Source organism: Aeromonas sp. 11P (genome assembly GCF_051920165.1).
Taxonomy (GTDB): Bacteria; Pseudomonadota; Gammaproteobacteria; order Enterobacterales; family Aeromonadaceae; genus Aeromonas; species Aeromonas veronii.
This window is the reverse complement of record NZ_JBQBDJ010000004.1, coordinates 4,176,454-4,201,871: the sequence shown is the minus strand read 5'-3', so window position 1 is coordinate 4,201,871 and position 25,418 is coordinate 4,176,454. Positions and strand designations below refer to the sequence as shown.

25 protein-coding genes and 1 CRISPR repeat array are annotated in these 25,418 nt (G+C 58.7%); of the genes, 11 read left to right on the top strand and 14 right to left on the bottom strand.

Annotation, left to right across the window (positions count from 1 at the left end; all coding sequences use genetic code 11):
- Positions 1 to 35: 35 nt before the first annotated feature.
- Positions 36 to 1,052 (top strand): tyrosine-type recombinase/integrase, encoded by a 1,017-nt coding sequence (locus ACTG1P_RS19550; RefSeq protein ID WP_069555616.1) that lies wholly within the window; start codon positions 36 to 38, stop codon positions 1,050 to 1,052.
- 39 nt (positions 1,053 to 1,091) lie between these two features.
- Here ACTG1P_RS19550 and ACTG1P_RS19545 read toward each other — a convergent pair whose 3' ends face one another.
- The 14 genes from ACTG1P_RS19545 to ACTG1P_RS19480 form a co-directional block, all read right to left on the bottom strand.
- Entirely contained in the window at positions 1,092 to 1,619 is a 528-nt protein-coding gene (locus tag ACTG1P_RS19545) for a phage N-6-adenine-methyltransferase (RefSeq protein WP_236767362.1), read from the bottom strand.
- Positions 1,616 to 2,161: a Rha family transcriptional regulator gene (locus ACTG1P_RS19540; protein WP_440002012.1), complete on the bottom strand. Its 546-nt coding sequence runs from the start codon at positions 2,159 to 2,161 to the stop codon at positions 1,616 to 1,618. The genes ACTG1P_RS19545 and ACTG1P_RS19540 overlap by 4 nt, the downstream gene beginning before the upstream one ends.
- A 230-nt stretch (positions 2,162 to 2,391) precedes the next feature.
- Positions 2,392 to 2,619, bottom strand: a complete 228-nt coding sequence (locus ACTG1P_RS19535) for a hypothetical protein (RefSeq protein WP_421208546.1) — start codon at positions 2,617 to 2,619, stop codon at positions 2,392 to 2,394.
- On the bottom strand, positions 2,616 to 2,942 hold the full coding sequence (locus tag ACTG1P_RS19530; protein ID WP_069555612.1) for a hypothetical protein: 327 nt from the start codon (positions 2,940 to 2,942) through the stop codon (positions 2,616 to 2,618). Before ACTG1P_RS19530 ends, ACTG1P_RS19535 begins: the two co-directional genes overlap by 4 nt.
- A gap of 1,032 nt (positions 2,943 to 3,974) precedes the next feature.
- Positions 3,975 to 8,705: direct repeats of the CRISPR family, unit length 29 nt; unit sequence CGGTTCATCCCCGCGTGCGCGGGGAGCAG.
- A gap of 84 nt (positions 8,706 to 8,789) precedes the next feature.
- Positions 8,790 to 9,083, bottom strand: a complete 294-nt coding sequence (cas2e, locus tag ACTG1P_RS19525; protein ID WP_236767366.1) for a type I-E CRISPR-associated endoribonuclease Cas2e — start codon at positions 9,081 to 9,083, stop codon at positions 8,790 to 8,792.
- On the bottom strand, positions 9,083 to 9,997 hold the full coding sequence (cas1e, locus tag ACTG1P_RS19520) for a type I-E CRISPR-associated endonuclease Cas1e (protein ID WP_272905518.1): 915 nt from the start codon (positions 9,995 to 9,997) through the stop codon (positions 9,083 to 9,085). The genes cas2e and cas1e overlap by 1 nt, the downstream gene beginning before the upstream one ends.
- Complete coding sequence (gene cas6e / locus ACTG1P_RS19515; protein WP_439831689.1) at positions 9,997 to 10,623, bottom strand: type I-E CRISPR-associated protein Cas6/Cse3/CasE; 627 nt, start codon at positions 10,621 to 10,623, stop codon at positions 9,997 to 9,999. The genes cas1e and cas6e overlap by 1 nt, the downstream gene beginning before the upstream one ends.
- Complete coding sequence (gene cas5e, locus ACTG1P_RS19510) at positions 10,614 to 11,261, bottom strand: type I-E CRISPR-associated protein Cas5/CasD (protein ID WP_136501391.1); 648 nt, start codon at positions 11,259 to 11,261, stop codon at positions 10,614 to 10,616. Before cas5e ends, cas6e begins: the two co-directional genes overlap by 10 nt.
- Position 11,262: 1 nt before the next feature.
- A complete protein-coding gene (gene cas7e, locus ACTG1P_RS19505; RefSeq protein WP_064341171.1) occupies positions 11,263 to 12,399 on the bottom strand; it encodes a type I-E CRISPR-associated protein Cas7/Cse4/CasC in 1,137 nt (378 codons plus the stop codon).
- Between the two features lie 19 nt (positions 12,400 to 12,418).
- The gene (gene casB / locus ACTG1P_RS19500; protein ID WP_064341172.1) at positions 12,419 to 12,934 is read right to left on the bottom strand and encodes a type I-E CRISPR-associated protein Cse2/CasB; all 516 of its coding nucleotides are present in this window, start codon (positions 12,932 to 12,934) and stop codon (positions 12,419 to 12,421) included.
- Positions 12,931 to 14,454 (bottom strand): type I-E CRISPR-associated protein Cse1/CasA, encoded by a 1,524-nt coding sequence (casA, locus tag ACTG1P_RS19495; protein ID WP_236303067.1) that lies wholly within the window; start codon positions 14,452 to 14,454, stop codon positions 12,931 to 12,933. The genes casB and casA overlap by 4 nt, the downstream gene beginning before the upstream one ends.
- 14 nt (positions 14,455 to 14,468) lie before the next feature.
- Positions 14,469 to 17,171: a CRISPR-associated helicase Cas3' gene (gene cas3 / locus ACTG1P_RS19490; RefSeq protein ID WP_440002011.1), complete on the bottom strand. Its 2,703-nt coding sequence runs from the start codon at positions 17,169 to 17,171 to the stop codon at positions 14,469 to 14,471.
- Between the two features lie 54 nt (positions 17,172 to 17,225).
- On the bottom strand, positions 17,226 to 18,086 hold the full coding sequence (locus ACTG1P_RS19485) for a helix-turn-helix transcriptional regulator (RefSeq protein ID WP_274161132.1): 861 nt from the start codon (positions 18,084 to 18,086) through the stop codon (positions 17,226 to 17,228).
- A gap of 226 nt (positions 18,087 to 18,312) precedes the next feature.
- Positions 18,313 to 18,504, bottom strand: coding sequence for a DUF3283 family protein (locus tag ACTG1P_RS19480; protein WP_421297171.1), 192 nt, complete (start codon positions 18,502 to 18,504; stop codon positions 18,313 to 18,315).
- Between the two features lie 115 nt (positions 18,505 to 18,619).
- Here ACTG1P_RS19480 and umuD point away from each other — a divergent pair, with 115 nt between their 5' ends.
- From umuD to ACTG1P_RS19430, 10 genes are all read left to right on the top strand, one after another.
- Positions 18,620 to 19,063: a translesion error-prone DNA polymerase V autoproteolytic subunit gene (umuD, locus tag ACTG1P_RS19475; RefSeq protein WP_025327594.1), complete on the top strand. Its 444-nt coding sequence runs from the start codon at positions 18,620 to 18,622 to the stop codon at positions 19,061 to 19,063.
- Complete coding sequence (umuC, locus tag ACTG1P_RS19470) at positions 19,044 to 20,303, top strand: translesion error-prone DNA polymerase V subunit UmuC (protein WP_440002010.1); 1,260 nt, start codon at positions 19,044 to 19,046, stop codon at positions 20,301 to 20,303. The genes umuD and umuC overlap by 20 nt, the downstream gene beginning before the upstream one ends.
- A 447-nt stretch (positions 20,304 to 20,750) precedes the next feature.
- Complete coding sequence (locus tag ACTG1P_RS19465) at positions 20,751 to 21,170, top strand: hypothetical protein (protein WP_440002009.1); 420 nt, start codon at positions 20,751 to 20,753, stop codon at positions 21,168 to 21,170.
- A gap of 76 nt (positions 21,171 to 21,246) precedes the next feature.
- Positions 21,247 to 21,498 carry a hypothetical protein gene (locus ACTG1P_RS19460; protein ID WP_069554006.1) on the top strand — a complete coding sequence of 84 codons (252 nt, stop codon included), beginning with the start codon at positions 21,247 to 21,249 and terminating at the stop codon, positions 21,496 to 21,498.
- 78 nt (positions 21,499 to 21,576) lie between these two features.
- Positions 21,577 to 21,939, top strand: a complete 363-nt coding sequence (locus ACTG1P_RS19455; RefSeq protein WP_069554007.1) for a hypothetical protein — start codon at positions 21,577 to 21,579, stop codon at positions 21,937 to 21,939.
- Complete coding sequence (locus ACTG1P_RS19450; RefSeq protein WP_069554008.1) at positions 21,936 to 22,151, top strand: hypothetical protein; 216 nt, start codon at positions 21,936 to 21,938, stop codon at positions 22,149 to 22,151. The genes ACTG1P_RS19455 and ACTG1P_RS19450 overlap by 4 nt, the downstream gene beginning before the upstream one ends.
- Complete coding sequence (locus tag ACTG1P_RS19445) at positions 22,151 to 22,477, top strand: type IV toxin-antitoxin system YeeU family antitoxin (RefSeq protein ID WP_069554009.1); 327 nt, start codon at positions 22,151 to 22,153, stop codon at positions 22,475 to 22,477. Before ACTG1P_RS19450 ends, ACTG1P_RS19445 begins: the two co-directional genes overlap by 1 nt.
- 28 nt (positions 22,478 to 22,505) lie before the next feature.
- On the top strand, positions 22,506 to 22,769 hold the full coding sequence (locus tag ACTG1P_RS19440) for a hypothetical protein (protein ID WP_069554010.1): 264 nt from the start codon (positions 22,506 to 22,508) through the stop codon (positions 22,767 to 22,769).
- 59 nt (positions 22,770 to 22,828) lie between these two features.
- Positions 22,829 to 23,755, top strand: a complete 927-nt coding sequence (locus ACTG1P_RS19435; protein ID WP_440002008.1) for a DNA cytosine methyltransferase — start codon at positions 22,829 to 22,831, stop codon at positions 23,753 to 23,755.
- A gap of 173 nt (positions 23,756 to 23,928) precedes the next feature.
- A complete protein-coding gene (locus tag ACTG1P_RS19430) occupies positions 23,929 to 25,383 on the top strand; it encodes a DNA sulfur modification protein DndB (RefSeq protein WP_440002007.1) in 1,455 nt (484 codons plus the stop codon).
- The last annotated feature ends 35 nt before the right edge of the window (positions 25,384 to 25,418 follow it).

Below are 25,418 nucleotides of genomic sequence, written 5' to 3'. Positions count from 1 at the left end.
ACTTTTCGGGTTGCTGATGAACAAGGAGAGACATCATGGCAAGTTTCGACACACTGAAAAGTGGAACGATCAGAGTTCGTATTTTGGTGAAAAACGGTTCAAAATCAGAGAGATTACAGAAGACATTCCCTTCCATGGAGGAAGCAAGAGCGTGGGCCGATAAGGTTGAGTCAAGGAACGCAGTTGTTTGTAACGTGCCAGAGTCAGTGACTGTTGATGACCTGCACAAAGCACACCTACTAAGAGCTGTTGGGCCATCGACTATCGAGCGCGAAGAGGGTCACTACAAGCACCTCAAGCCAACATTCGGTAAGAGCATCCCAGAGCGACTGACCCAAAGCGATGTGGATAAATACATAGAGAAGGCATTGAAGACACGACACTGGAATACGATCCGCCGTGAGGTAATCTACCTCAAGTCGTTGCTCAAACGAGTGGAGTCTAACCCGCTTGCCAACCTCAAGGTAAAGGGCGAAATCACTTCGGTGAAGCGCCCTATTACCGCCTCGGATTACAAGGCGCTACTAGAAGCCACAAGGGAAAAGAACCGCTGGATAATTCGGCTCTTGATGGAGAGCGGCTGGCGGCGAGCAGAGATCTGGAGTTTGCGTCCCTGCGATGTGCGGCTGGAGGATAACGTTGCAGACTTCCCCGATGCGAAAACACATGACGAACGAATGAGAACCTTTACCGATGATTGCCGACTCTTGCTGGAGCAAGTCATCAAAGAGCATTTGGAGAGTGGTCGTAAGGATACCGAGCGACTCTGCCGATTTAGTCGCCCTAATGGCATCAGTGTCATGTTCATTAGATCCCGCGAGAAGGCAGGACTTGGAGATCATGTCCACCCTCACAACTTCCGGCACGGCTTTATCACCAGGGCTCAGAACTTTTTCGGCCTAACCGTCTCGGATGTAATGATGTTCACGGGCCACCGAGATAAAAAGACCGTCATGCGCTACACACAACCGATGGTGGAGGTAGCGAGAGCCAAGATGAAGGGAGTCCGGCGAACCGAGGTTGGCCAAGTGAAAGAAGAAAATTGGGATTGACCATTCCAACAAAAAGCCCCTCGATTGAGGGGCTTTCTATTAGAACGAAGAGACGGCCTTCACCGGTAGCAATGGATCGTCATTGCAAGCCATGAGGGCGTCCCGCTCCACATAGCTCGTCTGCATAGCGCCCCGACCGAAGGGGTGCCACACCAAGAACATGCTGCCCTTGTTGTTGCCTCGCGCCGGTTCGCCGGTCTCGGGGTGCAGGAAGGACAAGCGCCCGCCTGTTACAACCACCACCTCCTGACAAGTCGCCTTCGCTTTCTTGAACCAGCCGGTTGATTGGTCGAGCATGACCAGCATGACCGTCCCGATGCCTTCCGCTCTGGCCTCGTTCGCTGCGTCCACCCAAGGGCCAATGTTGCTGTACGGCGGGTTGCACCACGCATACTCCCCAGGCATAGCGAACCACGTCCACGGTGTAGCCAAGGCGTTGTGGCGCTCGTCTATGAAGATGGGCAACTGGGTGTTGATGACACTGGCCGCAACGTCCACAACCAACGGATAGCGGGCCGCCATGTACTGGAACACCGGTCTCGGTGTGCGGTAGTGGTCGCGGTTCATTGCGCCCCCAATGTTAACGAGAGGCTCTGTTGCACCTCCCCTCGGAGTTGGAACTCTTCGAGAGCCAAGGTGCGCTTATCAATCCTGCGCTTTGCCAACCCGCGCCCGTGGAAACTCCCCTCGTTTGCCGAGTCCATTGCGCGGAGAGTGTGATCGTTGATGCGCCGATTCAACTCGTCACGCTTGCGGATCATGGTTTCCATCCAGTCGAAGGCGTTGATGAACGCCTCCTTGAATGCGCCTGCTTTGACTCCTGTAAAGCCCATGATAAGGAACATGCAGCCGTTGCGAGTAATCAGGTACTGAGGTTGTATATCGCCATTTTTATCAATGTAATCAAGCGGCTCAAAGTTGAGCGACCTAAACTCATCACTACAACTAAGTTGCCGGATGGCCCTGAGTACGTTCTTGTGGCTTCTCCCAAAAGCCTCCGCAATGATGCGAGAGTTGGTCACGACCTGATCGCCTTTGACCGAAACCAATGCGCGGAACACGCCCTCGTCCAGTTGGTCTTCCATGGTATTCGCTGTGACTTCAAACATGGTGAATCCCTTCAAGATGTAAGAGAGCCAAGTAGAGAATGCGCCAATGCTTGAGGCGCATCACGACTAGGCTGTCGTCTGTTGTCATGCGGTTGCGCCGGTTGATGACCACCGGCACCTCCGGCCCTCTGCTTCTGGCCAAGCTGCGCTCTGCTTGCGCCATCGCCTCCAAGAAGTTGAGGCGCTCCACGCGCTTGGCCTCGATATGAAGAAGGGGCGTCCCCACTAGGTCAGCCCCTCCGGTCATTCGCTCGTTCACACCACCGCCGCCGCCCGATAACGGCGTCATCAGGTGACAGGCCCAAGAGAATGTTGATGCTGCCATACGACAGACCTTCCTCGATGCACTCCCGCAAGCGGGCGTCCAGTTCATCCGTCCACTGGAAGGTGAAGGACGGGCGGTAGAACAGGTGCTTCTGGGTGACAAGGCGCTTCCAGTGCTCAAGGGTGGTGCTCATGCTGGGATCTCCTGCAATGAGGCCACCGGCACGGACACGACCGGCATCATCATCCCAAGCGGGTGATGTGGCAGGATGGGGAGTCTTGCTTGGGCCAAGTTGGTGAAGAACTCATAACGCAAACTCGGGCCTTGATTGGAGACGAGAATGCAATGCTTGAGGGTCACACCACTGAGACCATGCGCGTGGCTCAAGATAGCCAAGTCGAGGTGAATGACCTCTTCGTTGACGCCCGCGTAGGTGAATGGATGCCGCTCGGCCAACTGGGTGAGCGTGACATCGAAGTACCCTTCAAGGGCACTGCGGGCCTGCTGTTTCAACATAACGATCCTTGTTAGTTATCCCGTTGCTTCATTGACCTCGCACACCTGTCGCAGATGAATTGCCACTTCGGGCGCTTCACGCACTTCTTGCAGAACAGGCATGGACGAGTCCAATAGTTGACCTTGAGAGGAGCGACAAACTTCGCGCCGTCAAACTCTCTGATGCCTTCGCGCACCAAGATCCTTTTGAGGGTGTCAACACACACACCTACTCGCTCGGCCTGTACTGGTAAGCTCTCTGGCGGTAACGAACGGAGCCACTCAAGTTGCTCAGTCGTCAGTTTGGTTTTCTTCGGCATAGTTCCCTCTCACACCAAGGCATAAAAAACATACCACACACCCACCCAGTTGCAATCTGAAAGAACAAAAATGGGCTAGTGTATTTTTATGCAGCATAGACAAATGTCTAACGGGTGTGATCGAGACAACAAAACAAACAACCATCCTTGTCTTTTGGTCAAAAAAATGCTACCCTCAATTCACTTCTTGGATCTCCTGAAAACCTCCGACTCCCTTACTTCACCGCTGGCGCGGTTCCGTAAGGTCGTGACTAAACTTCACTAAGTCAGGCAGGCGTTCTAAGGAGTCTTGGCTTCCTCTTGATTTTGAGAGACCTAAAATCCTCAAGAGATACAGAGGCCCAAGGCGAAGTGAATTGGACAAAAGGGGGGCCGCGTGTCCGCTGAAATGTCACTGGAAGAACGGCGTCAGTACGTCCGTGACAAGTACCCAGATGTGGCAGAACTAATCAGACTCGCCCGCCTTCACTTCGGTGAGTCTGTCGAGATAGTGGTTACACTGGATGAACCAATAACAAAGGGGCCGTGAGCCCCTTTGTTTATTCCTCGATCCCCAGGATGTGATTCACCGTTCGCAGCGGCAGGCCAAGCATTCGGGATGCGTCCTCCGCGCTGTGGCCATCGTTGATTAGCGGCTAGACATTTGAGTACTTAGAGTTGTGACTGTAGCTGGTCTCCATCCCAACGAACGTGGGGAAGGGCGCCGCGCGGGATAAAGCTCTACATCTACATACGGTTCATCCCAACATGCGCGGGGAGCAGCGTGAACCACTGACCAGAATTGAACAAGGGGCCGGTTCATCCCCACGTACGCGGGGAGCTGGATGCTTTGATAGCAATGCAAGGCCAACTGCGCGGTTCATCCCCACGTGCGCGGGGAGCAGTCAACACCGGATCGTGTCATCCGCGACTGTCACGGTTCATCCCCACGTGCGCGGGGAGCAGGCAAATGGTTTATACCTATGCCGCTGATTCTACGGTTCATCCCCGCGTGCGCGGGGAGCAGTTTCACACCAACGTACCCGGCAGAGCGCATCACCGGTTCATCCCCGCGTGCGCGGGGAGCAGCAGCGAACTGATGTACGGGCTACTATTTTGCGCGGTTCATCCCCGCGTGCGCGGGGAGCAGCGAACCTTGCGGGCCAACTCGAAGGCTCGCCCCGGTTCATCCCCGCGTGCACGGGGAGCAGAGGTCGATATCGTTGCCGGTCAGGCCCTTCCACGGTTCATCCCCACGTGCGCGGGGAGCAGCCACCAACCGTCCGGCTCAGGGGGCGCTCCGGCGGTTCATCCCCGCGTGCGCGGGGAGCAGCTGTACCATCCCTGGGAGTCTCTCCCTTCAAGCGGTTCATCCCCGCGTGCGCGGGGAGCCGGTCACACCAGTCTTTTGCACTGATGCCGGTCGCGGTTCATCCCCGCGTGCGCGGGGAGCAGAGTTCCCGTGATGGTGCGACGCACAGCACACGCGGTTCATCCCCGCGTGCGCGGGGAGCAGTCTGCCAAAGCCTTGAAGGCGGCCCCCATGCGCGGTTCATCCCCGCGTGCGCGGGGAGCAGTCAGTCAGGAACTCGCGACCTTGGTCGTTATCCGGTTCATCCCCGCGTGCGCGGGGAGCAGGCGCGGGTATGAGCGCTGTTGCCTTCTAGCATCGGTTCATCCCCACGTACGCGGGGAGCAGCCTCGGGCCGTTCGGGCCTGCTGTGAGGTGGCCGGTTCATCCCCACGTACGCGGGGAGCAGTTTGACGCATCGCAATAGACATTGCCGCCAGCCGGTTCATCCCCACGTACGCGGGGAGCAGTGGCCATCGGTGTCTTTTGCTGGCGCCCCCACCGGTTCATCCCCACGTACGCGGGGAGCAGTAATACAGAGAGGAGGCGGCAGACACCTTGTGCGGTTCATCCCCACGTACGCGGGGAGCAGCTATCCAGCCACTCTATCGCTTCATCTCGACTCGGTTCATCCCCACGTACGCGGGGAGCAGCGGATAACAAGGCGATCACCGTCGTACACATCCGGTTCATCCCCACGTACGCGGGGAGCAGGCATGTACTGCCTGCACTGCCTTGACCCGCTCCGGTTCATCCCCGCGTGCGCGGGGAGCAGGCCTTGCTGGTCTCCTGCAGGGCCGCGTTGGTCGGTTCATCCCCGCGTGCGCGGGGAGCAGGATCACAGCCGGGATCACGTTGCGCCGCTTGCCGGTTCATCCCCGCGTGCGCGGGGAGCAGCAGCCCAGCCATCCCAGCGCTCCGAAACTCCGCGGTTCATCCCCGCGTGCGCGGGGAGCAGGTCAGGGCTTGCGACTCCATCCACCCTCGTCCACGGTTCATCCCCGCGTGCGCGGGGAGCAGACCTATTCCTCGAACGGGGAGAAGCGGATCAGCGGTTCATCCCCGCGTGCGCGGGGAGCAGATTTTTATTCTGAAGAGTCAGACAAGCTGTTGCGGTTCATCCCCGCGTGCGCGGGGAGCAGCTCAGGAGCTGCTGTTCAAGACCATGTGGTGGCGGTTCATCCCCGCGTGCGCGGGGAGCAGGCCAGCACATAGCGCTGATCAACCCCGTACACCGGTTCATCCCCGCGTGCGCGGGGAGCAGTTCTGCAGAGCTGGTTGCTGCGGCCGACAGTGCGGTTCATCCCCGCGTGCGCGGGGAGCAGCAAGAAACAGGGAGGGGGGAACCCGTTCGCAGCGGTTCATCCCCGCGTGCGCGGGGAGCAGTTGGCCACCGGCAGGGCCGCCATGCCGTCGACGCGGTTCATCCCCGCGTGCGCGGGGAGCAGCGCATGATACCAATCTGATGAGACTGTAGTTGACGGTTCATCCCCGCGTGCGCGGGGAGCAGCCCGTCAGAAGAAGACCGGGATAAGCTGGCCGCGGTTCATCCCCGCGTGCGCGGGGAGCAGCAAGGCGGCCTTGATACCAAGATTGTTGTTCGCGGTTCATCCCCGCGTGCGCGGGGAGCAGATCCAGCCAGTTTGTTTCTGCTCATAGCTATCCGGTTCATCCCCGCGTGCGCGGGGAGCAGTCCAACTTGGTGCCGAGCTGGGCGTTACCGTCCGGTTCATCCCCGCGTGCGCGGGGAGCAGCCGATATCAGTGGATGATACCGCGTCGAGCGCCGGTTCATCCCCGCGTGCGCGGGGAGCACAGGTCAGCTCAGCACCGACAACGCCGGTGTAATGCGGTTCATCCCCGCGTGCGCGGGGAGCAGACGGGGCTTTTCTTATTGCTGCTCGATGCCATCGGTTCATCCCCGCGTGCGCGGGGAGCAGCTCTTGAGCCGCGAGAGCATTCGCGATCATCTCGGTTCATCCCCGCGTGCGCGGGGAGCAGACCAGCATCAGCTCGGAGGCTGGCGACTACCACGGTTCATCCCCGCGTGCGCGGGGAGCAGCACCTCTTTCTCGATCACTTTGACGGTGCGCACGGTTCATCCCCGCGTGCGCGGGGAGCAGTTCGTGCCGAGAGCGACCGCCAACCGCCCGGGCGGTTCATCCCCGCGTGCGCGGGGAGCAGGCCTCTTGGCGCTTATTGTATTGGCGCTTCGGCGGTTCATCCCCGCGTGCGCGGGGAGCAGTTTCTGGATATCCTTGCCGACCTCTTGAATCACGGTTCATCCCCGCGTGCGCGGGGAGCAGTAGAGGGCCCATTTGAACAGGCGGAGAATGAGCGGTTCATCCCCGCGTGCGCGGGGAGCAGGGGCTGGATCTCATTGAGCTGGTGAAAGAGCGCGGTTCATCCCCGCGTGCGCGGGGAGCAGACTACGTGGATAACCCGTGGTTCACTGAAGAGCGGTTCATCCCCGCGTGCGCGGGGAGCAGTCGCCGACTCGCTCACCGGCCGCCAGTTTTCTCGGTTCATCCCCGCGTGCGCGGGGAGCAGCCACAGTTTGTAAGTGTTGAGTAATTATGCCGCGGTTCATCCCCGCGTGCGCGGGGAGCAGCATAGATATGGCCCAGCGCCCGGGCCAGTTCGCGGTTCATCCCCGCGTGCGCGGGGAGCAGTATCGTATCTCCGTCATCTGATGCGCAAGAGGCGGTTCATCCCCGCGTGCGCGGGGAGCAGGCCAGCTGCCAAGCCCTGGCGGCAGATTCTAACGGTTCATCCCCGCGTGCGCGGGGAGCAGATCGTCAAGGTATCCTGCTGGGCGCTCAGGTGCGGTTCATCCCCGCGTGCGCGGGGAGCAGAGCTGAAGTACAAATACTTCGGATACAGCGACCGGTTCATCCCCGCGTGCGCGGGGAGCAGTGACTAAATGCTATCTTGGAATGTGTGCGTACGGTTCATCCCCGCGTGCGCGGGGAGCAGTTACCTGTGGCTGGCGCGGCGTCGATGACGAACGGTTCATCCCCGCGTGCGCGGGGAGCAGTTGATATCGCCAGCGGTGTCAGCCTCCTTGACCGGTTCATCCCCGCGTGCGCGGGGAGCAGCTGCATCAGCATAGCTCCGGCGAATTGACTCCCGGTTCATCCCCGCGTGCGCGGGGAGCAGACCAGAAGAATGCAGTTATCACCCTTCACTGGCGGTTCATCCCCGCGTGCGCGGGGAGCAGTTAGTCGTATCTGCGACATCCCATGCGGCTGTCGGTTCATCCCCGCGTGCGCGGGGAGCAGGTACAGAGCGGCACAGGGCTCCTGAGCCCAGCCGGTTCATCCCCGCGTGCGCGGGGAGCAGCCACTAACCTATTGTGATACGGGGCCTTGGTGCGGTTCATCCCCGCGTGCGCGGGGAGCAGGAGCGTCACTTCTTCGGCGGTGATGCGACCAGCGGTTCATCCCCGCGTGCGCGGGGAGCAGTCTGCAATTCGACCGAATGTCATCAGATAATCCGGTTCATCCCCGCGTGCGCGGGGAGCAGAAAACGGGTTTTCTGCTGGAGCAACGCTGGCGCGGTTCATCCCCGCGTGCGCGGGGAGCAGTTTCAGATTCGGGTAACGGCTTGGCCAGATCTCGGTTCATCCCCGCGTGCGCGGGGAGCAGCCCCTGCTCTACCGCCTCGACATGTTCGGCGGCGGTTCATCCCCGCGTGCGCGGGGAGCAGATCACATCGGCAGCGGTTGGCCAGGGCAGCAACGGTTCATCCCCGCGTGCGCGGGGAGCAGCTAGCTGACCAGAACCCGCACCTTGGCGAGAACGGTTCATCCCCGCGTGCGCGGGGAGCAGGCCTTTCCGTCTTTGCTGATTGCCTGTTATGCCGGTTCATCCCCGCGTGCGCGGGGAGCAGGGGTTTAGCTGGCTCTCCTGGATCAGCTGCGCCGGTTCATCCCCGCGTGCGCGGGGAGCAGTCATGGCACCCTCCGGGCATAAAAAAAGGCCGCGGTTCATCCCCGCGTGCGCGGGGAGCAGTGTGGTAGGCATCCAGCCGGTCCCTGAAATAGCGGTTCATCCCCGCGTGCGCGGGGAGCAGATCCAGAAGCTGGAAGACCCAGAGCTGAACACCGGTTCATCCCCGCGTGCGCGGGGAGCAGACTTAATGGATATTATTGATTTAAATGGCTTTTTCAAACCATAAAAAAGCCACCAACTAATCCAGATTGTTAATGAACGATAACCTATTGATTTTCAGAGGGTAGAAATGAGACTAACCGGCAGCCATCCAAGTCCACCGGCATCCTTCTATTTGCTCCCAAGGTTTGAAAGTCAAACCCTGAGTCGTTGTTAGCAGGCCATGCCATCACGATATTGCCCTGTTCAACCAATGCCTCACACTGTTGCCAGATCATCTCTCGTGCACGGCGCGAGACATCTCCCACATACACACCTGCACGGACCTCCAGCAACCAGATAGCCAGCCGACCACGCAAACGTGGGGGCACATCTTCGGTCACGACGACCAACATGCTCATCACTGACTCCTGTGACCGGCGTCCCCCATGCCGATCGGTTCGGGAATGGCGGGCGGCTGAGCATCCTTGGGAGGCTCAGGCGGGGTGATCCCCCCTGCAGCAAGCACCTCTTCAATTAGCGGGATCAGCTTTTCCAAGGTGCGCAGTTTGTTAAAACTGTCGCGACAAGCCAAGCGTACTGCGCGATCAGGGTTGGCATCGCCCTTAGCTGCGATCTCAAACGCCTGGGGCACCACGGTTTCAAATTTGATGATGTCGGCTATGTCGTAGACAAACGAGAGCGGCTTGCCACTATGGATAAAGCCGATGGCGGGGGCATACCCGGCAGCCAGTATGGCCGCCTCGGTGATGCCATAGAGGCAGGATGTGGCGGCGCTAATACATTGATTGGGCAGGTCGCCCTTCTCCCAATCCTTGGGATCATAGCGTCTCCCCTGCCACTTAACCCCATATCGAGCAGCCAACAGTTTGTAGGTCTCACGCACCCTGGCCCCTTCGATCCCACGCAACTGGTCTACTGAACGACGGCTGGGAGGTGGCTCGCCAAAGCGCAGCTCAAACATCTTGCGTACTACTTTGAGACGCAGCTCTTCATCCAGTGCAAGTTTGGCCTGAAAGAGTAGCCGGTCGGATCGGGCACCTCCCGGTTGACCTGCAGCATAGAGCCTCACCCCGGCCTCCCCTACCCAAACCAGCAGAGTACCAGCCATTGCTGCCAGCTTGACGGCTGCGTGAGAGACCCGAGTGCCGGGCTCTAGCATCAGACAGGCGACAGTACCAATGGGTATGTGAGTACGTACCCCCTCTTTGTCCACCAGCACAAAGGCGCCGTCGATCACATCGAGCTGGCCATATTTAAGAAACAGCATGGCCCGGCGATCCTTGATTGGGAGTGGCTTTAGAGGGGGGAGCATCAGGCTTTTCCCAAAGAAAGCAAGCCGCAACCCAGCGACTTGGCTGGGCCGATACCGGCACACAGGGCGGCTCGCAAGACATCAGGCTCGACAACCTGCAAGTAACCCTCGAAGGTCGCAGTCAAGACACTAAGACGGCTTGTTCCCTTCCGCCCATGCTGCATCACAGAGCTACTGACCAGTGCATGGACAAGACTAAAACCGTGACGCTCTCCTTGCCGAGCAAGCCAAGCCAACTGCTCTTCCTCGCTACACAGCCCCCTGCGTTTGCCATCACGGGTTACCGTCGGATTAGCCTGCAGGCGAAAGCGATAGGAACGACCTTGTTCAAGCCATTGCTCGGGTGCAAAGCGCTTCTCTTGAACTTCCCCTTGCAGGTAGTAAGGCAGATCGCGTAACGGCCCCCAGTTCCCTTCGGTTTGAGATTGCACCAGCAGTTGAGGCTGTTGCCAATTGGCTGTTGCCTCGAGACGCCACAAGAAGCGTACAGGCGCGGTCTCTTCGTCGGGAGCAAAAGCCCTGGCCAAGGTACGATGAAGCTCGTAGGGATTGGCCAGGTCACGACGTGCCTCCTTGCTTCTTGGGTTCAAGATCAATCGACTCAGATGCAATTGATTCAGGGACATGACACCTCCTCAGGCTCCAGTTGCTCAGTGAGCACAAAACGGGGGCCAAAGCGGCGATCTGCAAAAGGGGCTATCGGTTGATCGAGGCGAACCGTCCCTTCTGTCGCCTCCAACAACAAGCGACGCACTTGCAGACCAGCCCCCTTGATCAACTCGGGATAGTCGCGCAGAGCTTCCAGCAAAGCGCTATCTCGCACACCATCAGGCAGATACACTGGCGGTGACGGCAAACACCCCTTGCGGCCCAAGCTAAGAGGCCAATGGGGCGTTTTCAGTGCCTGATGGATTTGATCGAGCAGAGATTGTTCCCCCTCAAAACCAACCAGAAAAGCGGCATCGCTCAAGTAGTAGCGTGGGCTGACCACGGTGCGCTTCATATCGACCTTGCCAGCCGCGTTAACGATACCGGTGGCCGTCTGATAATCACGCAACACAACCCCTTCCCTATCCACCCTCACCCCCATCTGAAGGGCCGCAAGATCATCGACAGACTCGCTTCGATCCCGCCCCAGGGCGGCGCAGATTAGCCCGAGCACTCCCGATTTGGAAGGCTCCAGCTGGGTGTCGCGTTCATCAAAGCGGCTAGTAGTCCCCCAGGATTGCATAGGCCCTTGCAGCCGCAGTAGCAGTGTCGGCATGTTACTCTCCCCACTGGGTCTCGACGACATCGCGTACCCAAGCAGCCAAGTCGCTTACCGAGCTGCGGGCCTGACTGTTCTCGAGTTGCCACTTGCCAGTGAGATCGATATGGGCCCAGCGATCGGTTGCATCTCCGTAGACGGGGGCCAGCTTGCTCTCGTACTCACCAAGCGCCGCCACAGACTGTTCGGTGAGGCTCTTGTCGTGGCGCGGCTGGATCGGACGCTCGAAGGCATTGGCCAGATTGAGAGGGCTTTTACGCAGGCTAACCCCGATAAACTCAGGCAGGTTGTGGGCAGCGAAGCTGTTTTGTTTGCCAGTCGGTATGGCTCGGACCATCGACTGGATCAAAGACTCAATGGCCGATGCTGTCAGCTCCTTGTCATCTTGCAGGTTCTGCAACAACTTGCTCACATCAAGCGCGGCATAGCGGTAGAAGGTAGCGGAGTTGAACTCGACCTGGCCAATCATGCCTGCACCGGTTTCGTCAGGGCCACCCACGTCATCGACAGCAGTAAAGTAGTCAAAGTCGCGCTCGACCCTGTGAGTGCTTATGGCATGGGCTACCTGACAGGCAGCATCCTGATTCACCTGAGGCAAGTCGGCCAGCATTCGGCCAAAGAGGGCAACATCCACAGCCTTGCCCCCATCGAGTAGCGCCTTGGCCTGCTTGGCCAACTCAGCTGGAATGGCTGCCTTGCTCTCTTTTTTCCCCTTTTTCTCACCCGCCGCCGGAATGATAAGTGCATCCCAGTGTTCTTCTATCAGAGCGGCAAAACCGGCAATCTCGCGTTCGCCCAAAAACAGCAGATACTCGGTCTTGCCATCATCCTTGAGCTTGAGCCCTGCAGCCGCCAAGGCGGCCTCAATCTTACCGCTCGCTTCCTCCTGATCTCGATCAGCCAGTCTTTCCAGCAACAACGCCTGCAGTTTCTTGGTGCGAAGAGCACGATACTCGGTAGGGATAAGCTGCTGGTCACGGCTATAAAGACGAATGGCGCGCTTGAAACACTGACTACTGACCCGGGCACGGCGTTGGCCACCAAAGATTGCATCCTTGGGTGCTCCGGTATCATCACGGTTCAAATTGGAAGGGGCGAAGTTCTGGATCAGATGCAGTTCAACAAACAGGGTCATAGTTTCTCTCCTTGAAGATTTAGTCGTTTGAAGCGATGTGGGCAGCTACACGGTAGAAATCAGTGGCCCACCGGCGACGCAATTGATCGAGTCGATCGGGGTAGGCCGGGTTAAGCCAGTCGGTGAGATCCCAAAGCAGCCGCTGATAATCAATGGCCATACCATGGGATCTCAACAAGGTGACACAGTGGCGTAACGGCTCGGCCAAGGTCTCGCCATCACACTCAAGCAGCGCGATAAAACGCCCCTCTATGGATGGGCTTTGTTCTTGCTTGCGATAGAGAGCCCCCATCGCCTTGGCCAAGGTCGCCTCGCAATGCTCTGGATGAAGTGCAAACAGCCCCGCCACCAGGTAGTGCGACTGACGACGGGCAGAATCAGGATGCTCGTCTGCTGCGATAAAGGGCTCAACGTAGGGAAAGACGCGCGGCGCCGTGCCAGGGGCAAAGGTGAGACTGCGGCGCAGTTCGGCCAACGCCCCACGGTTGCTCTGTGCGAGTCGCTGCAGATAATCAACAAAGGGCTGATCACTCATTGAACTTCTCCTGTTTCGTTAAGGGCTGTCAGTTGCTCCCGAATGGCAAACCACAAGCGAGACTGAACCTTGGCATTGGCACGCCATACGCTGGCTCCTCCTCCCAAGCAGGTCAGTTGTGCTTCCCAAGCAGCAATAGCGGCCTCTTTCAGCACTTGCTGCCATTGCCTCTCCGCGGCATCGGGGTCTTGTTCGATAAGAGCTAGGGTTGCCATCAGGGCGCGCTCGGCGCGGGCAAAGAAGAGCGGTGTAGCGGGGCCAGCATCAAACAGGGTGCGAGCCCGGCTGCGGGTATCTTTCTGCTGACTGTCTGGCAGGGTATCCGCAATCAGCTGCACTGCGGCTCCTTTAAACGACGCAAACAGAGTCTCGGCCATCTCCAACATCAGGCGGGCCGCGCGGGTCACCTCGGGTTGATCCAGCAGAGCCTGCGGCAACTCTAGTTGCTCGACTCGCCAACGCAGCAACTTGGCCTGATCGCTGGCAAGACCTGCTACCAACAGACGAAGATGCACTTTACCCAGCGATTCGTTTAAGCGGGTGGCATTTTCAATGATGGCTGCCGGGCGCGAGCCCCCATCGGGCAGCAGGGCAGGCAGATCACGCCAGAGTGCTCGCCCTTCACTAAAGGTGAGGCGCACGAGCCCATTGCTGCCCTCCCGAAAGTTAGCCATGGGATCAGGAGCGTGAGGATCTTCGTCCAATCCCTGCCCGGCGGCAAAGCGTAACCAGCGGATAGCACCATCCTCCTCTCGTTGAAACAGCACGGCGCGGGTCTGGCGGGTGAAGCGATCGTTGGGGCCAGTGGCAAGTAGAGGAGGCGATTTCAGATTGGTAACAGTGAGCGCGGGTCGCTCCCAGCTCGGCAAGTCTTCATGGTCAGGCGAGGCGGGATGCAGGCTCAGGATAAGGGTCTGCGTTAGGGACTCACCCAGTGGCAAGGCGGCCGCCGTATTAGCCAGCGGGCCAGCCTTGTCGGCATCACGAAACACCTTGACCAGACCACCCGGTGTGCACTGTAAAAAACCGAGCAGGGTTCGAATGGCGTGAGCCGGTGAGATGGCGTCAGGCGCGGTGTCCACCGAGTGGTTAAACACCACAGGCGCATTGCCGCTGACGCAGGCCAGATCAATCTGTGCCCAGGGTTTGAACTTCTCGCAGGTCTCGCCCGCCGTGGCCAGCGCCGCCACCTGCATAAAGGGATGCACGGGGTGAAACAGCCAGAAACGATCGCGCCACTTTTCCAAGTAGGCGGTGATGGTCTCGGTGGGCAGCCCATGGCTAAACCAGTGGCGCAGGTCCCGTTGACCCCAGTTAGGCGTCTGTGCGTTCAGGGCTCTGTGGGTAATGGCAAGCAGCAGGCGATATTGGGCCATTAAGGAGGGTGGCGCCGTCTCTGCCAGGGCCACTATCTGCGGCGCCTGCTCAAAGAGGGCTAGCAGGCCCAGCTCCCTGACCTCGCCGCTTAGCATCCTGACCGGCAGCCAAGGCTCGTCGAGCAGATTAAAACGCATTGTCATTGTCACTCCTTTGGTTATTCCCTGTTCCGGTAGATAAGCCCCAACTCCCCATCGAGCCAAACCACTAACCTGCCATCCAGTTGCGCCCTGCCGTCGCTATCGAGCAACAGCGGGTAGCTGTAGCGAAGCAGCGGGCTCTGAGCAAAGGCTTGCACGTCGGGTTGCTGCTTGATGGCCTTAACCAGGGCTTGATTGGAGAGGTTGAGCTGGCGGGCGCAGAGTTGGCAGGCCAGTTCAGTTGAAAGCGGTGCATCGAGCGCGAAGGGCTCAGCATCAGGCGTCAAGGCCACCCCCTTGTCAGAGCCAAAGAGCGGGATCACGGTGACGCTGGGTTTGCCCAGCCGGGTGCAGTTAATTAAGCCTTTGTCCTCGCCCTCCCCCTCTTCGTAACCTCTGGGCTTGTTCGAATAGGCAGTACCCGGGTCTGCATCGGCCCTGATAACAATATTGCGGGCCAGCTGCCGCTGGAGTTGCTCTGCAGCCAGATAAGTGGCGTAGCTGTATTCCTCGATATATTGGCGTAGCGCCTCACTCACCGAATCGGGCAACTCCCCATCGCCATAGACGGCCTGAACCAGCCGATCGATATCCTGGGGCAGTTGCAAGCTGGTTTCGCCAAGGAGCCGCACCCAGGTCATGGCGAGCAGGTAGGGATCGTAGACAAAGCGCCAACGGGTGGTCGCCAAATCGGGTAATTCACCGGGTAAGAGTCCGGCTACCGTCAACATCGGCTGACGATGGGGCTCGGGGCGATGGGGGCGCTGATGGCGATGCAAGCGCCCCACCCGCTGCAAGAGCAGATCGACCGGGGCGAGATCGCTGATTAAAAAGTCAAAATCAATGTCCAAAGATTGCTCGACAACTTGGGTTGCCACCAACAGGGCCCGGGCCGGGCGTTTCCCCTCTTTACCAAAGGTGGAGAGCACGGCAGCTTCTCGCTGTGCCCGTTCATCGGACGGGAAACGGGCATGAAAAATCTGCAGGGTGAGATCTTCCGGCGCCTTGGCCTTGAGCAGGCTATAGAGCTGCTGCGCCCGCTCGACCGTATTGACGATGATGGCGCCGCAACCGCCGTGGGTCAGGGCCTCAAGTGCTACGCAGAGCAACTCCTCGGGTGTAGTACCGCATCCGGCCAACCGGACGGGCTCCATCATTCGGCTTTCTATCTGGTCATCCCAGTCGAGGCCCCTGTCATCGGCAAGCACCAACCGCGGATAGGCAAGCTCTGGCAGCACGGCAGGGTCAACCCGCCATGCCTTGAGCAAACCATCACGACGCTTGGTTGGCAGGGTGGCACTCATCAGGATAACTGAGCAGCCCAGGCCTTTTAGCCAGCGCAGCAGCGCTTCAATCAGCCCTTCGGTATAGGTGTCGTAGGCATGAACTTCATCGAGCACCACCACTCGATTGGCCAGCCCCCAGAGCCGTACGAAGTGATGTTTGACATTCAGCACAGAGAAGAGCGCCTGATCGATGGTGCCCACTCCATAGGGAGCGATCAGCGGTCGCTTGCGGCGGGAGAACCAGCGGGCGGCTTCTACTCCCTCACTCTGCTTGCCATCGTCACCCCACACGTCCTTGAGCGCTGCCATCATCTCGTGACGAGCAGCGCCACCGTGGATCAGTTGCAGGTCGGGCGCCGAACCGTGTGCAAAAGCATCCATAAACTGGCGAGCACGGGCAAACAGTGCATTGCCGGTGGCCTGGGTTGGCAAGGCCAGATAGAAGCCGCGATGGCCATTCGTACGCTGCAAGTGCAGATGCGCCATAAAGGCGAGCTCTGTCTTGCCCTCCCCCATGGGGGCCTCCACCAGCAGCAAAGCGGGCCCTTGGCTCGCTTGTAACAACTCTATACCCTGGCTCTGCAGGGCTCGTGGTATGACAGGCTTATCGGCAGCCAACATTTGGCCAAGTTGCCTATCAAGTGGGACGGGTTCTGCGAGCAAAGGTGAAAAGGAACGCCAGCCGATCGCCGTCAGCGCCTCATGAGCCAGTCTTTTGGCATGGAGGTAGTGTTGCCTGAGATCGTCGTGACGAATACCGAGGGGAAACCACTCGGGGTTAGAGCCGATCCAGTCGGAAATAGAAGTCAGCCCTGCCAGCCAATTGATGGCAGGTAGCGCCAGTTCGTCAGCGGTAATCACTCCTGATGGGGTCAGCACCTTCCAGTAGGTATCGAGCAATGCCTGCCGGGCTTGCTGCCATGCCTTATCTTCACGCAGCGGCAAGCCATCCCCAACCTCCTTTGTGGTCAACGGGTAACCGTGATGAGCTCCAACCGCCTCAGCCACATTCAGGCACCAAGGGGTCTCGGCACCTGTGTGTACCGGTAGCCATTTTTTCAAAATGGCGGTCGAGGCACAGTCATGGCGATTACTGCGCAGCGATGTACTGGCAAAGGTCAGTCCTTGAGCCTTGGCAAGTGCCTGCCCTTGCTCCCATTTGGCTTGGAATCCCGGGATGGCCTTGCCCACATCATGCAAACCAACAAGCGTCGCCAGCCAACGGGGAGCCCCCTCAACCGACATACCAAATTGACTGGCCAGGTGTTGATGGGTAGTGGCGGGTTCAAGCTCGAGGATAGCTTCTGCTACCGCCGCGACATCTAGCATGTGAGCCAGCAAAGGGTGGCCTTGATCCTCGCCACTCTTGGCCCAGAGAACCGCAGCCTGTGGGTCTAGGTTTGAAAACAGAACAGGCTCATTTACTCCATCCATTGCGGGGTCGCCTCCGGCACTCAAGTGTGACTCTCGACTGTCATTATTCCCCTCTCACTGGCTCACCGGCTGAGCCAGTGGTGCCACTGCCTCGTGTTTTTTTAATCCGGCTTCCATGGCCGCTATCACACTCTGACGTAGTTCAAGTGGCGCAAGCACCTCAACCTCGCCACTAAAGCGCATCAGGTCGCGTACCAGTTCGCGTTGATCGGCATAGGGGAAAGTGAGACGAATATGACCGCTTGGCTCTATGGTCTGGAGCTGCTCCCGGTGCCACTGCACATCTCTGACCCAAGGGGTAGCAGATGGGTCAAAGCGCAGTTCGGCCTGTTGCAAATCAGCTCCGGCGAAGATGCCATAGCCATTTGCAAAGAGTGCATCCAGCTCTGGTGTCCCACATTCGCAGGCGGCTTCATCCAGCGCTTTGGGTTCGACTATTCGACTCAAGGCAAAGAGGCGCAAGGCCTCTCGTCCATGGCACCAGGCAAGCAGATACCAGTTGTCCCGATACCAGCAGAGACGCTGTGGCGATACTTGACGCTCTTCGGACTGATGTTGTGTGGGATGATAGAGAAAGTGGAGTTGACGCCTGGAAAACAGCGCTTGTACCAGAGGTAGGAATAGCTCTGGGGGCACGTATTGGCGCCCGATGCTTTCCACACGCAGGCGATCAGCTTCATTCTGCCACTGGGGACCCAGCAAATCTCCGATACGTGCCTGCAACTGAGCCACCCCCTGCTGCTGCAGACCCGGTTGCACATCCTGCAGCAGGCGATTGGCCATCAAGAGCGCAAAGGCTTCCGATTCGGTAAGCCAGACGCCCGGCAAGGTAAACCGACCATCATCGGTATCGTAACGATAACCACGAGCGGTCGGGTCCCAGATTATTGGCGCCTGATAACGGTCTCGCAGCAATTCCAGCAGCCGTTTGAAAGTGCTAGCTGAGCACGCAAGTCGTTCGAGTATGACGGAGCGTGGAACAGGGTAACGGAAGTCCAATAGTAACTGGTGTAAGGCAAGGGCTCGGTTAAGTTGTTCCATTCTTCTGTTAAGTTATTGGTTAATAACGACTAGGCTACCACTTAAGGAATGGAAAAACCCTATCGAGTCTCACATATACGCGACCTTTAAAGACCGAGCGTTATCTTAGTTTCTTGTATTTCGCTACTTGTTCGAGGAAGTAGCGACCCAGTTCACCTTGATGTTGGTTCGCTTCGCTTTCTGCGCTAGCCAAGTGGCCGTTGCGCTCCTTCCATACCGCATATGCGGCAGCCTTCTCGACCTCGGCCTGCTCTTGCTGCTCTTTCGGTAGGGCACACAGATTGTGACTCATACTGACCTCTTTGTTATTTGTTGGCGCCATGGTACGCCATCACTGGCATGCGGGACTTGCGCTGGTTCAAAGGTGATGCGCTATAATGCCTGTATATAAATACAGGTGTTTTGCCATGAAGCTGTTAACCCCAGACCCATCACCCGCCGAGGTGACCATCCCGCTGTTCTTGCACCGCGCCTCTTGCGGCTTTCCCAGCCCAGCCAGCGACTATCTGGAAGGGAAGTTGGACCTCAACACCCACTGCGTGGCGCACCCTGCAGCAACCTTCTATCTGCGTGCCGAGGGGGAGAGCATGACCGGGGTCGGCATCTTTCCCGGTGACTTGCTGGTGGTCGATAAGAGCCTCACCCCGCGCCATGGTGATGTGGTGATTGCACTACTCGATGGCGGCTTCACGGTAAAGACCTTGCAGCTCAAGCCGAGGTTGCGGCTGTTGCCAGCCAATCCGGCGTTCGCGCCTATCGACCCTTGTATGAGCCTCTCCCTGGAGTTGTTCGGAGTGGTCACCCATGTGATTGGCAATCTGAGGCAGCGTGATGGCTATAGCGCTCGTTGACGTAAACAACTTCTACGCCAGCTGTGAGCGGCTGTTTCGCCCTGAGCTGCGTGGCCGCCCGATCGTGGTGCTCTCCAACAACGATGGATGCGTGGTGTCGCGCAGCCCCGAAGCCAAGGCGATGGGTATCAAGATGGCCGGGCCCTACTTCAAGATCCGCGAGCAGTTCGAGGCGCATGGCGGTGTGGCATTCAGCTCCAACTACGCGCTCTACGGCGATATGTCTGGCAGGGTGATGAGCACGTTGGAGACCATGGCCCCCGAGCTGGAGGTCTACTCCATCGATGAAGCATTCCTGTCACTGTCGGAGTCGTTTGCCGGGGACCTGACAGCCTATGGGCAACAGATCCGGCAGCGAGTTTGGCAGTGGACCGGCCTCACGGTAGGGGTCGGGATCGGCCCCACCAAGACCCTCGCCAAGCTGGCCAACTATGCAGCCAAGAAGTGGCCTGCTACGGGCGGCGTCGTGGACTTGCGTGACGAGCTGCGCCGTGCCCGGCTGATGGCTATCACCCCGGTGGACGAGGTGTGGGGCATAGGACGGCGCTTGGGGGCCAAGTTGGTGGCACAAGGCATCAATACCGTTGCTGACCTGGTGGCTAGCGACGCCAAAGGGTTACGCGCCCAATACGGCGTGGTGGTCGAGCGGATCGTACAGGAGCTGCGTGGCCTGCCTTGCGCAGAGCTGACCGTTGAACCGGCGGCAAAGCTGCAGATCCTCTCGAGCCGTTCCTTTGGTGAGCGCGTGACTGACCGTGGAGAAATGGCTCAAGCGTTGTCAGGCTTTATGGCTCGCGCAGCCGAGAAGCTGCGGGCCGAGGGGATGTGTTGCCAGCGGGTGCACCTGTTCGTGCGAACCAGCCCCTTTGACGAACGAGCGCCTTACTACAGTGAGCAGGCTGGCGTCCGGCTGGTCTGCCCTAGCGATGACACCCGGTTGCTGCTGCAGCAAGTGAACGTGCTGCTAGCGCTGATTTGGCGCGACGGTTACCGCTATCAGAAGGGGGGCGTCATGCTGAGTGAGTTCACCCCCAAGGGGCAGCAACAGGCAGATCTGTTTGCCCCGTCCTCCGCTCAATCAGATGCGCTGATGGCAGTGATGGACCAGATCAAAGCCAAGGGATTGGGGCGCGTAGGCTTTGCCAGCCAAGGCACGGGGTCGCCTGAGTGGATGATGCGACAAGAGCACCTGAGCCCCTGCTACACCACCCGCTGGGAGGACCTGCCGGTGGCGAGGTAACCAAGGCACAATGAGGCCGCTACTTGGCCGCAATAGGACGTTTTGGAAAAGTGCTGCGAATGTAAGCGGGGCCCGGTGACGACTTCTAACTGCGCGGCGGCGGGGTCGTCCTCCCCCCCTCCTTTTTTCCGACCCTCTCCCCCCCCCTTTTTTTGTGTTCGCGGGCTTCTTTTTTCTTTTATCGGGCCAAACCCATCGTTAACCAATTGATTATAAAGACCAATACGTTTCCTATCATAGGAAACACACCCTCTCTCAATGATGGCTTTTATCTATTGAAATCAAGAGATTCAACGCAATTTTCGATATTACCCCACCCCACAAATAGCCTCATACAGATCTCGATAACTTGGCGAACTGCCTGACTACCCCCTAAAGGGGGTATTAAATCTTGGGGCGACCGGCTCGGATAGTCCGACCGGATTTACTTCGACCACGGAGGTCGCTATGAACACCGTCGCTACTACCGCTATGACTGCCCAAGAACTCCACGCTGCCATCGTAGATGGCAAGGTCTCCGTCACCGAGGCCAAGGCCGTACTTCGTGCCCGTATCGCCAAGGCCGAGGCCGAAGGCCGCAAGCCACGCGCTCCGAGTGTCCAACTCCTGAAGGAGTTGGAAGACCTCAAGCCACGCGCCAAGCCAACGGCAGCTACGCTGCCCAATCCCGTGGACGCCCTCAAGGCAGCCAAGCCTGCGAAGCAGCCGCAACCTGCGAAGCAGGCACCGGCCAAGGCCGCTGACGCCAACGCGGATGCGTTGAGCAACGAACAACTGCTCGACCTGCTCCGCGAACGCGCAGCGTCAGACAAGTCCTTCCTGTCCAGCGTTGGGATGCTGTTCGTCGAACTCACCCAAGCCAAGTAATCCACACCCGCAATACACCGGCCCTCACGCGACAGCGTGGGGGCTTTTTTTATGCCCAAACCAAAAGGTACGCACCATGAGCCTCTTCGCACTCAACATGATCGCACTGTCCATGATCGCCCTGACCTGCATCGTTGCCCCGTTCAACGCAGATGCTGCCGAGCTGCCACCGCAGCCCACGGCTGCATCCATGATTGGCCATCTTGAACCAGTGCAACCGACACTCGTTGAGCGTCCAGACCAACCCGAGATCGTCCTCGATATGGTTGCGCTCAATGAATCCATCGTGAGTGAGGCACTGGCAACCATCAAGGATGCCAAGCAATAACGCGAGAGATAACGCTCACACATCCCCCGTGAGGCAGCCCTAATGTGGCTGCCTTTTTTCGTTTCAAGGAGAAACAACATGATCGAGTTCAACGATTCATTCAGCCAAGCCGCAGTAGCCGAAGCCCTGCGAGCACACGAAAGCCTGCAAGAGATCGTCAACCGCAACCTGATGGTGCGTGGTTGGGAGTACGACTATGACGAGACCGGCAAGCGCACCAGTCCACCGCACATCAAGCCCGTGCCAACGATGCACAAGACCACGCTGTACGTGAACCCGAGCGACATGAGGGACAACCTGCCCCGAGAGATTGGCTTTGCGTGGTGGGAGCGCCAGTGCAACGAGCATGGCTACCCCGTGGGTGAATGGAAACGCACCATTATCGGTGCCTACTTCAACCACGGCACCAATGAGCAACCGAACTGGGGGAGCCACACATGAAAGTCAGAGTCACCGCCCGCTTCAAGGGCAAGGTTGTCGAGACCGCAGTGATGTCAATCGAGGCGCTGATAGAGCGCCTTATTGATGCCAACGAGGTGGCCAAGTGCATGGGTATCCGTGAGCAACTGGCCGACTACAACAAGACAAGCGTGGTGCGCTTTACCCAGTGCGTAAGGGGCAGGCGCTACACCATGACAGCGAGGAAAGAGTGATGGGGATCTTCGAGGGATACACATGGGGTCTGGGCACCCCGAACCTGCCCAAGCTGGGGGCTCGGGCCATCCTGCAACGTGGTTACGTGGACTTCCTGGGCGACCGTGCCGGTGTCTACGGCGAGCCAGACGAGGCGTGGCGGGCCGAGTGCGACAAGGTGTTGCCGCACTTCATCAAGGAGCTGACCGCCATGGCCAAGGCATACCAGATATGCACCGACATGGACGAGGTATTCCGCCTCGAACACAAGGGCTGGGTGTGTGAGGCCAGCCCAAGGCGTAGTTATGGCTACCTCTACATCGACATCTACCGCCCCGCTACTTAGCGGGGTTTCTGTTTCAAGGAGAGACAACATGGCCAAGATAACCTTTCGCGCCAAGGTGAATGACGGGTACGTGAAGATCCCCAAGCTGGGCCGTCAGCACTGCGACATGAATGCGTTCCACTTCCACCCACGTTACGGGGCATACAGCAACTCAACGCTGTTCCCGCAGATGCTGGCCCGCATTGCCAGCGACCTGACCAAGGGCACCGGCCACCTTAACGTAGCCAAGCTGCCCGCCAACGTGGAAGTGGACACATCCAAGTTCCTCGCCACCGTAACCATCGAGGTGTGAACCTCACCAAACCCCAACGCCCCTCACATGAGGGGCTTTTTGTTTCACGGAGAAACATCATGTTCAAACCAACTGTTCACAGCTACTTCTCAGGCGCTGGCCTGATGGACACCGGCCTTATCTTCGGTGGCCTGCCCATTGCCCGCTCGTTCGAGTTAGATCCGCTGGCCTGCAAGGTGCAGGCTGCCAACCTTGGCGACCACGTTGAGAACGTGGACGTGACCCAGCTGTGTGTGACTGGCCAAGGTGAGGCGGATGTGATCATCGGCACCTACCCATGCACCAGGTACAGCAACATTGCCGACATCAAGGGCACCCGCACGGGTGACGACTTGTTCCTCCACTTCTTCCGCCACATTGCGTTGATGCGGCCCGAGGTGTACGTGGTCGAGAACGTACCTGGGATGACCAAGTTTCCGGTGGTGATGGAGGCCATGACCCAGTTGCCGGACTACTACGTGACCACGTTCAACCCAGTGCGGGCCGAGCACATGGTTCCCCAACGCCGTGACCGGCTGATCATCATGGGCAGTCGCCGCCCGTTCACATGGAATGCCCCCGACAAGGGCAAGGTGCCAAGCCTGATGTCGCTGTTAGAACGTGACCCCGAGATAGTCATCCCGCCCTCGGTCTATGCCCGCCTCAACGGGCAGTACCGTGACAAGCCCATCATCAGCGACCCCTTTAAGGGTGACATCGCACCCACCTGTCTAGCCCACTATGCCAAGGACAAGGGCACACGGCTGGTGATAGACCCAGTGACCCGCAAGCCGCGTCCTTACACGGTTCGTGAGTACGCAAGGTTGATGGGGTTGCCTGATTTCTTCACCTTTGACGCGCCCGATAGCGATGCTTATCGCATGATTGGCAACGGCGTTGTGTTCCACAAGGGCGTGTGGGTAGCGAATGAGATCGTGAGGTATTTTTCTCACTCCCATCGACAATCAAGACCACTCACAAGAGCTGCTTCACATCAGAACGTCTGAAAGATACCCCTTGGTTTTCTCTGACACCTTCTCATTAACTTTCTCACGCTTCATTTGCGCAAAAAAAGAGACCCTAAAGGGTCTCTTAAATCTTGGGCTGACCAATCCGGTCGGCTCTCTTAATGGGGCCGGTTCCTTTGGGGACTGGCCCTTTTCACATCTGGAGAAATGCCATGAACGCAAAAGTAGAAACCACCCTGTACGCCAACATCACCGACCTGTTCGAGATCCTCAAGGACTTCAACAAGGCCAAGGTCAGACTGACCGGTCGGGGTGCCACCAAGGATGTCATGGGCTGGAGCCGCACGGCGAGTGAGCACGTCTGCTTTGGCTCGGTGACAGGGCGCACCACCGAGCAGAGCTTGCGTATGCACCTGTCGAACCTGCTGAACGAGGACATCGACCACCTCAAGCAGGAAGTGGCGCACAAGGGCTATGACGCCGTGCTGTCCACCGTCAAGGCGAACCTCTTGGTGTTCAAGGGGCAAGCCAAGCACACCGCCCTGGGTCAGTTGGACGAGCTGCAATCCAAGAGCTTTATGGAGGCAGTGGGCGCACTTCCGCAGCCGACTGAGGGTGTGAGCGAAGCGAACGCCCCGAAGGAGGCGGAGGCCAAGGGGGACGAGTGGGTATTCAACGTGCCCGCCTTGCGTGGGTTGCAGGGGGGCCGTGCTTACTACGCCGTGACCATGCCCTATCGGGTATTCGCCCGACTGTTGCAGATCCAGACCGGCTTTGCCGCTATCGAGCGAGCCCAACGTGAAGTAAACAAGTCTCGGGTGACTGACCTTGTGGACTACATGGGCCAAGCAGGATACGCCCTGCCAGCCCTGACTGGGTGTGTCGAGGGTAAGGCTGAGTTTACCGGCGACCACATGGGCACACTCGCCATCGACATGGGAGCCAAGATCTTGCTGGCTGATGGCCAACATCGGGCGAGTGCCATTGTCAACAAGGTGGAGGCTGATGCCGCACTTGCGGGTGAGTCGGTAATCATCCAGTTGTATACCGGCCTCACCTTGGACGAACGGCAGCAGCTGTTCTCTGACCTCAACAGCAAGGCGGTCAAGCCGAACGCCTCGATCAACAACCTCTACAACCACCGCAAGGATGGCAGCCAAGTGGCTCGGGCCGTGGCCAACGCCGTGTTCCCTGGGCTTATCGACTTCGAGCGCACCACCTGTGGTGGCCGCAGTGAGTTCCTGTACCCGTTCAAGACGCTCATTGATGCCAACAATGTGCTGATGAACAAGCGTGATGGTGAGGCGTGGCAGGAGGTAGAGAAGGTTGATGCCCTCAAGATCTGGGCGTTGATCATGAAGCGGGTGCCGGTCACAACCGCAGCCGGTTCAGGGGAGAACGTGGCCAAGCTGCGTGAAGGCTCGGTGCTCGGCACTGCCGTGGGCCTGATGGTGCTGGTCTGGGTAGCCAAGGTGCTGATTGAACAGGAGGGATTGAACGGGCTCGTTCACCTGCGTAAAGCCGACTGGGACAAGGGTTGGTTCGGTTGGCAGGGCAACGTGATGTTGGGGGCCAAGATGATTAAGAACGGCGGCAGTATCAAGGATGGTGCCCGCGCCGTGTTAAGCCTGCTTGATATGCCTGTTACGGGCGTGTCCGGTAATTGACGATACCCCAAGTCATTTTTGTTGCCTTTCAAAGG

What these genes read in the sequence shown, in the direction of transcription:
- ACTG1P_RS19550 (WP_069555616.1), top strand. Translation starts at nt 36, where the DNA reads ATGGCAAGTTTCGACACACTGAAAAGTGGAACGATCAGAGTTCGTATT.
- ACTG1P_RS19545 (WP_236767362.1), bottom strand. Translation starts at nt 1,619, where the DNA reads ATGAACCGCGACCACTACCGCACACCGAGACCGGTGTTCCAGTACATG.
- ACTG1P_RS19540 (WP_440002012.1), bottom strand. Translation starts at nt 2,161, where the DNA reads ATGTTTGAAGTCACAGCGAATACCATGGAAGACCAACTGGACGAGGGC.
- ACTG1P_RS19535 (WP_421208546.1), bottom strand. Translation starts at nt 2,619, where the DNA reads ATGAGCACCACCCTTGAGCACTGGAAGCGCCTTGTCACCCAGAAGCAC.
- ACTG1P_RS19530 (WP_069555612.1), bottom strand. Translation starts at nt 2,942, where the DNA reads ATGTTGAAACAGCAGGCCCGCAGTGCCCTTGAAGGGTACTTCGATGTC.
- cas2e (WP_236767366.1), bottom strand. Translation starts at nt 9,083, where the DNA reads ATGAGCATGTTGGTCGTCGTGACCGAAGATGTGCCCCCACGTTTGCGT.
- cas1e (WP_272905518.1), bottom strand. Translation starts at nt 9,997, where the DNA reads ATGCTCCCCCCTCTAAAGCCACTCCCAATCAAGGATCGCCGGGCCATG.
- cas6e (WP_439831689.1), bottom strand. Translation starts at nt 10,623, where the DNA reads ATGTCCCTGAATCAATTGCATCTGAGTCGATTGATCTTGAACCCAAGA.
- cas5e (WP_136501391.1), bottom strand. Translation starts at nt 11,261, where the DNA reads ATGCCGACACTGCTACTGCGGCTGCAAGGGCCTATGCAATCCTGGGGG.
- cas7e (WP_064341171.1), bottom strand. Translation starts at nt 12,399, where the DNA reads ATGACCCTGTTTGTTGAACTGCATCTGATCCAGAACTTCGCCCCTTCC.
- casB (WP_064341172.1), bottom strand. Translation starts at nt 12,934, where the DNA reads ATGAGTGATCAGCCCTTTGTTGATTATCTGCAGCGACTCGCACAGAGC.
- casA (WP_236303067.1), bottom strand. Translation starts at nt 14,454, where the DNA reads ATGACAATGCGTTTTAATCTGCTCGACGAGCCTTGGCTGCCGGTCAGG.
- cas3 (WP_440002011.1), bottom strand. Translation starts at nt 17,171, where the DNA reads ATGGATGGAGTAAATGAGCCTGTTCTGTTTTCAAACCTAGACCCACAG.
- ACTG1P_RS19480 (WP_421297171.1), bottom strand. Translation starts at nt 18,504, where the DNA reads ATGAGTCACAATCTGTGTGCCCTACCGAAAGAGCAGCAAGAGCAGGCC.
- umuD (WP_025327594.1), top strand. Translation starts at nt 18,620, where the DNA reads ATGAAGCTGTTAACCCCAGACCCATCACCCGCCGAGGTGACCATCCCG.
- umuC (WP_440002010.1), top strand. Translation starts at nt 19,044, where the DNA reads ATGGCTATAGCGCTCGTTGACGTAAACAACTTCTACGCCAGCTGTGAG.
- ACTG1P_RS19465 (WP_440002009.1), top strand. Translation starts at nt 20,751, where the DNA reads ATGAACACCGTCGCTACTACCGCTATGACTGCCCAAGAACTCCACGCT.
- ACTG1P_RS19460 (WP_069554006.1), top strand. Translation starts at nt 21,247, where the DNA reads ATGAGCCTCTTCGCACTCAACATGATCGCACTGTCCATGATCGCCCTG.
- ACTG1P_RS19455 (WP_069554007.1), top strand. Translation starts at nt 21,577, where the DNA reads ATGATCGAGTTCAACGATTCATTCAGCCAAGCCGCAGTAGCCGAAGCC.
- ACTG1P_RS19450 (WP_069554008.1), top strand. Translation starts at nt 21,936, where the DNA reads ATGAAAGTCAGAGTCACCGCCCGCTTCAAGGGCAAGGTTGTCGAGACC.
- ACTG1P_RS19445 (WP_069554009.1), top strand. Translation starts at nt 22,151, where the DNA reads ATGGGGATCTTCGAGGGATACACATGGGGTCTGGGCACCCCGAACCTG.
- ACTG1P_RS19440 (WP_069554010.1), top strand. Translation starts at nt 22,506, where the DNA reads ATGGCCAAGATAACCTTTCGCGCCAAGGTGAATGACGGGTACGTGAAG.
- ACTG1P_RS19435 (WP_440002008.1), top strand. Translation starts at nt 22,829, where the DNA reads ATGTTCAAACCAACTGTTCACAGCTACTTCTCAGGCGCTGGCCTGATG.
- ACTG1P_RS19430 (WP_440002007.1), top strand. Translation starts at nt 23,929, where the DNA reads ATGAACGCAAAAGTAGAAACCACCCTGTACGCCAACATCACCGACCTG.